At 36.6% G+C, this 9,871-nt stretch carries 9 protein-coding genes and 1 pseudogene; 5 read left to right on the top strand and 5 right to left on the bottom strand.

Going from position 1 to position 9,871, the window contains the following annotated elements:
• Nucleotides 1–60 precede the first annotated feature (60 nt).
• Nucleotides 61–858: a hypothetical protein gene (locus ACG95_RS04995; protein WP_047999454.1), complete on the bottom strand. Its 798-nt coding sequence runs from the start codon at nt 856–858 to the stop codon at nt 61–63.
• Nucleotides 859–976: 118 nt separating this feature from the next.
• Here ACG95_RS04995 and ACG95_RS04990 point away from each other — a divergent pair, with 118 nt between their 5' ends.
• A complete protein-coding gene (locus tag ACG95_RS04990; protein ID WP_047999453.1) occupies nt 977–1,537 on the top strand; it encodes a TetR/AcrR family transcriptional regulator in 561 nt (186 codons plus the stop codon).
• Nucleotides 1,538–1,802: 265 nt separating this feature from the next.
• Complete coding sequence (locus tag ACG95_RS04985; RefSeq protein WP_047999452.1) at nt 1,803–2,351, top strand: hypothetical protein; 549 nt, start codon at nt 1,803–1,805, stop codon at nt 2,349–2,351.
• A 113-nt stretch (nt 2,352–2,464) separates the two neighbouring features.
• On the opposite strand, the gene ACG95_RS04980 is transcribed toward ACG95_RS04985, so the two are convergent.
• Both ACG95_RS04980 and ACG95_RS15000 read right to left on the bottom strand, forming a co-directional pair.
• Nucleotides 2,465–3,109: a hypothetical protein gene (locus tag ACG95_RS04980; RefSeq protein WP_047999451.1), complete on the bottom strand. Its 645-nt coding sequence runs from the start codon at nt 3,107–3,109 to the stop codon at nt 2,465–2,467.
• Nucleotides 3,110–3,118: 9 nt separating this feature from the next.
• Nucleotides 3,119–3,277, bottom strand: a pseudogene (locus tag ACG95_RS15000) (helix-turn-helix domain-containing protein); the annotation flags it as partial.
• 149 nt (nt 3,278–3,426) lie between these two features.
• Between ACG95_RS15000 and ACG95_RS04975 the strand changes: the two are divergent.
• Both ACG95_RS04975 and ACG95_RS04970 read left to right on the top strand, forming a co-directional pair.
• A complete protein-coding gene (locus tag ACG95_RS04975; protein ID WP_047999450.1) occupies nt 3,427–4,164 on the top strand; it encodes a response regulator in 738 nt (245 codons plus the stop codon).
• Between the two features lie 118 nt (nt 4,165–4,282).
• A complete protein-coding gene (locus ACG95_RS04970; protein WP_047999449.1) occupies nt 4,283–5,605 on the top strand; it encodes a sensor histidine kinase in 1,323 nt (440 codons plus the stop codon).
• Nucleotides 5,606–5,982: 377 nt separating this feature from the next.
• On the opposite strand, the gene asnB is transcribed toward ACG95_RS04970, so the two are convergent.
• Nucleotides 5,983–7,884 carry an asparagine synthase (glutamine-hydrolyzing) gene (asnB, locus tag ACG95_RS04965; protein ID WP_047999448.1) on the bottom strand — a complete coding sequence of 634 codons (1,902 nt, stop codon included), beginning with the start codon at nt 7,882–7,884 and terminating at the stop codon, nt 5,983–5,985.
• A 90-nt stretch (nt 7,885–7,974) separates the two neighbouring features.
• Nucleotides 7,975–8,352, bottom strand: a complete 378-nt coding sequence (locus ACG95_RS04960; RefSeq protein ID WP_047999447.1) for a methylglyoxal synthase — start codon at nt 8,350–8,352, stop codon at nt 7,975–7,977.
• A 555-nt stretch (nt 8,353–8,907) separates the two neighbouring features.
• Between ACG95_RS04960 and ACG95_RS13965 the strand changes: the two genes are divergently transcribed.
• Nucleotides 8,908–9,819, top strand: coding sequence for a C40 family peptidase (locus tag ACG95_RS13965; RefSeq protein ID WP_053072686.1), 912 nt, complete (start codon nt 8,908–8,910; stop codon nt 9,817–9,819).
• Nucleotides 9,820–9,871 lie beyond the last annotated feature (52 nt).

Here is a 9,871-nt window from a genome sequence, read left to right as displayed (position 1 = left end):
TACTTGTCTAACAATTATGGGGCACTTCATAATAAGCGAGTTTTTTTGAAACTATCTAAACTACCAAATAGACTTTTTCCCATTCGGCAACACTTTAGGCTTTGTGGGTAAGCGATGTAGCACCAGTAGTGATCGCATTGAGAAGCCAATTGCAATCACTCCCACCACGTAGAACCACGGATTGTTTTGCACACTGAAATACGAACTGACCGCTGCCCACATATTAGTTGGTAGAAATGAATTGATCGTCCCGATGATAATGACAATTGCCAACCCTTTTGACGCACCTAATTGTGTGCCACGCTTTTCCCAATATAATCCGGGCATAATTCCCATCAAGATATTAGTGAAGATATACCACTTGAACATGGCTGGATCATTCATGAAGACCCGGAATAAGTTGACGGTCGCAATCATTACGATTAACCAGCCAGCAACCCGCCACCACGCATCGCGCACGGTCACTGTCTCACCCCAAATCTCCACACGTTCGACATAGACACATTTGATTAAGTTGTAAACTTCAAACAAGGTCCATACCACTTCTGCAACGGCTGCTAAATTGAAGATCCAGAAGCCCCCAACTGCATGTGAAGCTGTTGCAAAGACAAAGATTCCCATCGAGTCGATTGCAAAATAATACGAATGCATCATTAAATTGTACGGTGACTTGCCTTCACGATTGACTAACATAAAACTGTAGATATATTCAATAAAACCAATCGCAAACGTTAACCCAGCAACGAATAACGTTCCAATAAAGTGCGGATTGCTCGTGCTGAATGCCGTCACAAAATCCTGTAATTGATACGTCGTGCCATGATACGTTGCAAACAAATTATTTAATACTTGCCACATTTAACCCATCTCGCTTTCCATCAAAGTCGAACTTTGTGTATTATCATATGCTTTTGTATAATGTCTTTAGCACCATTTATGTAAAAAGTGTGTATTATCTCAGAAAAGAGCTGATTTTTTGGATCAACGTGTCATTAAAACAAAACAGGCTCTCACCACCGCACTGTTTAACCTACTACAGCAACAAACAATCGACACCATTACGGTTACTGCCCTATGCCGTGAAGCTCAGATCAACCGCCGAACTTTCTACATTCACTACGAACGCGTCACGGATATTTTTGAAGATTACCAGATTGAACTCTCTGCTGAAGTCGCCGCATCATTAGCTGGCGAACGGACTAATGCCGCTAACTTAGTCGCCACCTTCGATAAGATTTTAATGGCTAATTTTGCGGGCTTTAAATATCTGTGTTTAAACCGGAAACAACACCATTTAATAGAAGATTTACAGCAGATGCTATTTGAAACACTGTGTGCGACACTACTTAACCACCAGTCACGTCCAGCAGACCACTTAATCTTGTCCTCACTAGCAGCCGGGCTGATTAACACCTATATTTATTGGTTTGGTCATGATGAGCTCATAACCTACGACTTGTTGACGACTACGAACCAGGATTTGGTACGGGCACATCTAACACTTTTACAAGCAAAAAAAACTCACTTAATAAAGTGAGTTTTTTGGTTGACGCAATTACTTTTACCCTATCCTACCCTAGATTAGTGATTTCAAAGCAACACATCATTTTTACTTAAACAGCACGTTTTATATTATTTATATATATACAAATAACTTTAATATAGATATTTCCAGTTCAATTTTACTTCTAAGTGGTATACTTTTAAAAGATTCTTATTTTAGAGGTAGCGTTTATCTGCAATTCATTTAAATTTTAGTGTTTATATATTCTATATCGCGTTTTCGGGGGAGGAACGCATCCATGATGCCTTGGTTAGTAGTACGTTTATTGTCACGAATCCTTTTTGGGATTGGCCTTATTTACTTATTCATCCAAATATTTCAGCATAACTCAAAAAAATTAGCCCTTAGTATAAGTATCGTTGGATTCACAGCAATAATTATTTCGTTTTTCGGTTGTCTGTACTATGCACCATCTTACGCCCACGTTAACGTTGACCGTAATAATTACAAAATGATTCAACGAGCGACGACTGATGAGCATAAAATATTATTAGTCACAGCTGACTCAGACGATGACATCGCAGCCGATGGTCAGCAAGCCGCCAAGGATTTAATTAATATTATTATGCATCTTCCGCGGTCTTCTAAGTGTACTAGATTACGTCAAACCATTTATAAAGACCTCTATTTCGATGTTCAATTACCCGTGATTAGTTCGTTTGAACTTCGACGCATGGTTAATTATTCAAATCAAATTATCAGCGAATCAGTAACTCAAAAACACGGTTCATCTCGTGATCGCAAAAAAATATTTAAACAAATGAATCAAGATGCTGAATATCAATAGCATTACTTTGTTTCAGACACATAACCTATCTTAACCACAGCTGCCATAAATCTATTACAAACGCAAAAGGCGCGATGACAAAAGTCATCGCGCCTTTTCGTGTCCACACACGGCTACTCATCTAATTGCTTAAGCAAAACATCATTTTGAAAATACAAGGCAAACATCTGGGCAAATTGAAATGCTTCCTTATCATTGCTATCGCTTCGTGCTAAAACAAAATACAAATAGTCAAAAAAGTACACAATTCCCTGCTGTTTTGCCAATGAAATCCCCCGTTGCGCATACAACATCGCTAACTTGTACTCGTTCTGACTTAAGTAATACATCGAAATTTCCTTACAAACATATAGCAATTCAGGTACCGTTGCTTTTGGAACTTGGATATTCTCTTTAGTTGCATCTATCACCATCGTGATAAAATATGCAGCTTCTTCTAGTTTATTTAACTTTTGATAACTGCGATATTTTAAAAGATAAACGATTTGTGTCCCGATATTGTACCGGTCAGATTTTGTTTCCGTTAATATCTTATCTAGTAGAAATGAGGCATCCTCATTCTTTAATAGTTTTAAGACAGCGGTATAGAGATCAAGTTTTATACTATCACTTTTCTCAATGAGACTTTCCCCTAGAATCTCAATCCGCTCTTGTGCTTGACTCAAATTATTACTCAAAAGGTTCTGCTCAATACTCGCTAATAACTCCTGCCGTTCATGCTTCATATCGTTAGAAAAGTCACTGAAGGTATCATTCATCGTAATCTCTAACCGCTTACATAATTTAAGTAACACAGGAACCGTTGGGATTAAATTGTGCCGTTCAACTTTACTGATGACATTTTGCGTACAAATATCCTTAGCTAATTCAACTTGTGTCAGCCCTAATTCAAGCCGCTTATCTGCTAAAACTTTTCCTAAAAAAATAAGTATTCACCTCCTGCTTAACATCTCTTTTAACTTTCAAAATTGCTTTTATGACAACTTAGGCCATTAAGTATTATTTATCTAACAACCTATTTACTCGCTCACTATATGCTATTATATACGTAAAGGTTATTGGGGGGCAATTAATTATGCTTAATATTATTATTTGTGAAGATAATACGGACTTATTAAATCTGTATCAATATATTCTAAATAGTGAAATCACCAAGGGGGATACAGAAGCACAAATTACTTTGGCCAGTGAAAATCCTACTGAGGTATTAACTTACATTCAAAAACATCACGATCCAACTCAGCATTATCTCTATATTCTTGATTTAGAATTTTCTGATTCAATTACTAAGGGTGTTGATATTGCTGAAGAAATCTATAAGAACGACGAAAGTACTAAGATTATTTTCCTAACAATTCACCATGAACTCGAAAAAATAGAACTTAAAGAACAGCTTCATTATCATGATTTTATCGACAAATCGATTGGAATTTCGGCAATAAAAGATAGACTAATTACTGACTTTGACACAATTATTGCTGAACAAGCTGCTCCTCAATCAATTGTACACATGCAACGTGGTCCTAAGTCATTTGATGTCCCGGCTAATGAGATTAATTACTTTAGATTTGAATCAAAATCAGCAAAGAATACTGCGTTTGGTCCAAACTTAATTACTGAGTTCAGTACTCCTATTGAAGAAATACTGAAATGTTCCCCTAACTTTTTTAAAGTAAAAAAAGACATCATTATTAATCTAGAAAGCTTACAATATGTAGATCACCACAAAAAAGATATTTACTTTAAAAATGGCACAGAATTACAATTTAACTACTTGCAAATACGTCAAATAGAACACCAATTAGATATTTAATCCTTTGACTAAAATATATAAATGATATATAATTCATTTGTTTCATATATGTTTTTGAGGAGGTGTTCATGCATGTACGGTGTTCATTGGTAAATCTAATTAAGGTTGTGACAATCTAATGCAGCTAACACAAATGGTAGGTAGAATAGTTGACTTAGTTTCTCTCGCGTTCTTTTTTGCAGTCCTTTTTATGCAATCAAAGACGTTACGAAACAAACAAAACTTTCTAGTTGCTATTTTATTATGTATCTCAATTAATTACGTTGATCTATTCTTTAATACTGCTAGTATCCCACTATTCTTCATTAGCTATTTTTTATTTTTCAAAGTAGATAACACTTCATTTTTAACAAAATCAAACTATATTATAAAGTCATTATTGATGTATATTGTTTTAATCAACACTTGTGTAGTTTTTGCCATAAAAACAATGTCACCTCTTAATATAAATGCTTATCCATATAGTTTATACTTCATTGGTATTTATATTCTTTACTTAAGCTTATCTTCATTGATAATTTGGTCTCTGCATAATTATTTCATAACTAAAGTTATCTTCAAATTAGATAAATATTTAGATGAGTGGACTAGAAATGCTTTCATCTATTTATCTGGTGTACTTCTAATACTATTAATTTCGGCACTCCATATTGCGCGAGCTTTTAATGCCAATATCAATATGGTTTTTACTACTTTAATCATATTCGCATTTGCTGTCTTTATATTTGTTTTATCATTAATATTCATTGTTGCTGTCCATATTGGTGAGTTAGAAACAAAACATGAACAGGAACGTATCCGGGATAACAAAGAGTATGTAGCTGAATTAGAAGACAATTACGAAAGTCTTCGTCACTACCAACATGATTATAAAAACATACTTTTAGGTATTGAGCTATTAGTGAATGATCATGATTTTCTTGGTGCCAAAGGCTACTTAGCCAATGCACTTAATGATAGTCAAAATAGTTCATATATAATGAATAAAAACACTCATTATATTTTAGACAGTACTGTCAAAGGTATGGTCCTAAATAAATCATTCATCGCTAAACAAGCTGGCGTTTCTTTCACGGTGTTAATCAACAAAAATCTAGGGTCACCTGCACTTAAACCTATCGTTTTAACTCGACTTTTAGGAATTTTATTTGATAATGCTATAGAGGCTGCCAAGCATAGTGCTGAAAAAACAATTGAAGTTGCAATGAATACAAAACCAGATTATTTGGAGATTATTATCAGGAACTCTTTTGATGATACAAATAAACCTGATTTATCAAAGATTTTTACAGCTGGATATTCTACTAAAGGCTCTAAACGTGGTATCGGTTTAGCAACTGTCAAAGATATCACCACTCATTATGATAATGTTTTAGTTAATGCATCCATTAAAGATAGCAATTTTATTTTCTCTTTAATTATTAGTAACTCAACTAAATAACAAAAACTATAGGCAATTCAATATACTTTATGAAGTATATTGAATTGCCTATAGTTTTTAGCTTTAATCCGCAAGTTACATTAATGCACAGATATATATATCACAAAGGCGTCCACACCAAAACAAACTCACAATCCCACTTTTGTAACAAAGATAAATAAAGCAAAACAATTAACGAAAACTACTTATATTTTTATAACTGACATATAGTAACATTATCAGCCATAACTACATTAACTGGACTATATGATAGCACTATCGACTCTACTGTAAAAAGACCCATGCATCCTTTTAGCTATGTTAAGGTCCTTGAAATATTACAGATGGGATAATACTTACAGCAATTTTTTCATTGAACATCTATTCCCAAAATCAGACTATAATGTTTCAGCTCGTTCAGAAAAAGCTTTTGCTGTTAAGCTATCCATCAAAACATCATTTTCAACATAGATTCTGTGCCACATCATAAAGGTCAGCACGGTCCATAGTTTCCGCGAATTATCATGAACCCCAGCACGATGATCCTCTAATAATTTTAAGAAATATTGCTTATCAAAGTACACATCGGTTTGTGATTCATTAATAATCTGTTTAGCCCAGTCATACATCTCATCCTTTAACCAGAATCGAATCGGCACTGGAAAACCAAGCTTTTTACGGTGTAAGACATGTTCAGGCACGATATCTTCAACGGCTTTTCGCAAAATATACTTCGTTGTGCCATGACTAATCCGCATATTGGCAGGGATCTCAGCTGCTAAGTTGAAGACCTCCCGATCAACAAACGGCGTCCGTAATTCTAAGCTGTGCGCTAGTGCAGTTCGATCAGCATTATGCAATAGATCCCCATTTAACCACGTATGCATGTCGATAAATTGCATCCGACTGATTGGATCATAATCAACAGATTCATCGTAGAACGGCTGGGTAATCGATTTAAACGGATGGTTACGATGGTAGTCGTTGAAAAAGGCCCGTTTTTCCTGTTCATTAAAGATAAAAGCATTACCAACATAACGCTCAGCAAGTGGTGTCGTCCCTCTCATTAGAAATGACTGTCCTCGCATTCCTTCAGGCATCATTCGCGCAAGTTGCTTCAATGCCCCATTGATTGGTTTCGTATACCGAAACGCTTTTAACGACTCAGGTTCATGATAAATCGTGTAACCACCAAAAAGTTCATCGGCCCCTTCCCCAGTCAGCGCTACCTTAACATGTCGAACAGCTTCCTTAGTTAAGAAATACTGTGGAACGGCTGCTGGATCAGCTAATGGATCATCCATGCTCCAGACAAAGTGAGGAAAAGCATTCATGAAGGCTTCAGGTGTAATCGTCATGCTGAAATTTTCTACACCTAATTTCTCAGCTGTTTCTTGGGCAACGTCCAGCTCACTGTAGCCTTCACGCTCGAACCCAACTGAGATTGTTTCCAAATTAGGATTAAACTGCTTGGCAATCGCCACAACGATGGAAGAATCAATTCCACCAGAAAGGAAGGCTCCTACGGGAACATCTGAACGCATATGAATCTTAACGGAATCAATCAACGTATCCTTAATTTTTTGCGCATAATCGGCTTCGGAACGTTGTACTGGGTGAAATTCACGGTGATAGTATCGTTCGATTCTCGGAGCTGTTCCTAAGTGCTTTGTCAGTGAACATCCTGGGGCGAGCATTTTAATCTCTTTAGTTAGCGTTTCAGTCTCTGGCACATATTGAAACGTCATATAATCTTGTAAGGCATCTTTATCAAAAGTCTTATCCTTCAAGACTTTATAGATGGCCTTACTCTCTGACGCATAATAAAAATCATCCCCACTAATCGCATAGTAGAAAGGTTTAATGCCAAATTGATCCCTAGCTGCAAATAAGGTTTTCTCTTGCTTATCCCAGATAACAAAAGCAAACATCCCACGCAAATAAGACGTTAACTTATCATGATGCTTTGCGTACATGGCTAAGATAACTTCAGAATCCGAATCAGTTTTGAAGGTATACCCTTCTTGTTTTAACTGCGACCGTAATTCAACGTAGTTATAAACTTCCCCATTAAAAGTCATCCAGTACCGCTCATTATCGTAAGACAATGGTTGATGACCGCCTGCTAAGTCAATAATACTGAGGCGCCGAAACCCCATCGTAATATTGTCATCTGCGAAATAGCCCTCATCATCAGGCCCCCGATGCACGATCATTTTAGTCATTTCACGAACGGTCTGATCATACGCCGCGTTATCCGCCTTAGTCCGGTCAGTTAAACATCCAACAAGCCCACACATATCAATTCATCTCTCAATCTCAGAATATTTTTACTATCACAATTATGCCTTTTGTAATACGTCTATTAGTTCAAAAATAGCAGCTTAGTTTTAAGCAACACGATGCCGTTTCAATGAATCCAGAATCACTGAAGCCGTTGGGTAGTTTGTCGCAATAATCGTATTATGACTGGTGGCAATTCTAATTAACATTTGAATATCATATTCATGCGGATGAGTACTCATACCATCTACAAAAAAGATTAAAACATCTAAATCATCATTTAGAATTTTATTAGCAATTTCAACATCCCCGCCTTCCGGACCACCCTTGAATGTCTCAACATTTAAATTAAGTTCTTCGTGAATCTGTTTACCTGTCCCCTCAGTCGAAAAAAGTTCTTCCTGTGCAAGCACATCTTGATAATGTTGTGCTAACACTAAAATTTCTGACTTTTTTGCATTATGTGCAACCAAAGCAATTTTCACGTTCCATCACTCCTAATTTGAAATTACCCCTTCAATACAGTTAAACAATCATATCCTGGTCACTGAAAGTTAAAGAAGCAACCAAGATAGCCTTAATCATTGAAGATATATATTAAATACATAACAAAATAGTGCATTAGGTATATCTGTGTCAATGTTTAACATGATATTAATAATATCATTAGATTGCGTACTGTCAATACATCTCATCACCTAAAAGCCTATATATTCAGCATCTATTATTAGATATGAACTGGCTAAAGAAATACTTAAAACCTACTATCAGTGTCCTTATACCATAAAGAATCAATAACCAATACCGTTGCTTATTAAATTAATGTTAAAGACAGCCACACAAGAATATACTTTAAAAATATATTTAGCTCTTTTTATATATCTAATTATATGATAACGTTATTTGTATGCGTTGCGAAATCGTATTCTGCGCATTACTTTGGAGAAAGAAGGAGATTCATTGTGAAGAAGTGCCATATTGTAGGCATGTTAGTAACTTGTTGTGTTATATTCGGGGGGATTTTTTCGGGGCTATCTGCTATGACCGTCTCAGCTGACAGCAATGCTGATACTGCAGCAAAAGTCATTGCATTAGCCAAGACCAAATTAGGTGATAAATATACAGAGGCCCAGTCCGGTCGACTAGGTCCTAATTCATTCGACTGTTCCGGTTTTGTTTATTACCTCTACAAAACTGCAGCTGGAATCACACTCAATGGTACTGTCACAACTACTGAGGAAAAATCGGGGAAAGATGTCGCCTTAAACGCTTTACAACCAGGAGACTTACTATTTTACGGATCACGGGGCAGCTCATATCACGTAGGCCTTTATGAGGGAAACGGCATGATGATCCATGCAGCCACACCAGCAGAAGGCGTTCGTGAAACAGCACTTAAGTACTACGAACCTAATTTTGCTCGAAGAATCATCGGTAACATCAGTGGTACTGGATCAACCACAAAACCTACAACACCGACCCAATCCACATTCGGTACCAATGTTCATTATGCGTTCCACAAAATGGGCGGTTCTTGGCTATCAGAAGTGACTAATTTCAACAGCAGTAGTTCTGGCTATACTGGTGGCCCATATACTCAAAATGATATGCTCTACATTAAAGTGGACCAAGGTAGCCTTCGTTATCGCGTTCACACAACAAAAGGCAGCTGGCTCCCTTGGGTGTCAAAAGGTGATCGCAATGATTTGAACTATGGGGCTGCCGGCGTTTTTGGCCAGCCAATCGACGGCGTGCAATTATACTACAACACACCTAGTGGCAAGCCTTACTCAGAAGCTTTCTATCGTACTCAGACAACTAAAACCTACCACTGGTCTAACGCAAGCTGTGATGACGGAACTTCAATTAAAGGATACCCTAGCTACTCAGGTAATTTTGGTCAACCAATTGATCATTTACAAATTGGTATTGCTCCTAAAAATCCATTCTAATCAATCAGTAGTCTAGCAATTATCAGAACCACTAGCTTAGTCATGAACATGT

Origin of the sequence: Lactiplantibacillus herbarum, from assembly GCF_001039045.1 — a bacterium.
Classification (GTDB): Bacteria; Bacillota; Bacilli; order Lactobacillales; family Lactobacillaceae; genus Lactiplantibacillus; species Lactiplantibacillus herbarum.
This window is presented reverse-complemented; position numbering and strand designations above follow the sequence as displayed.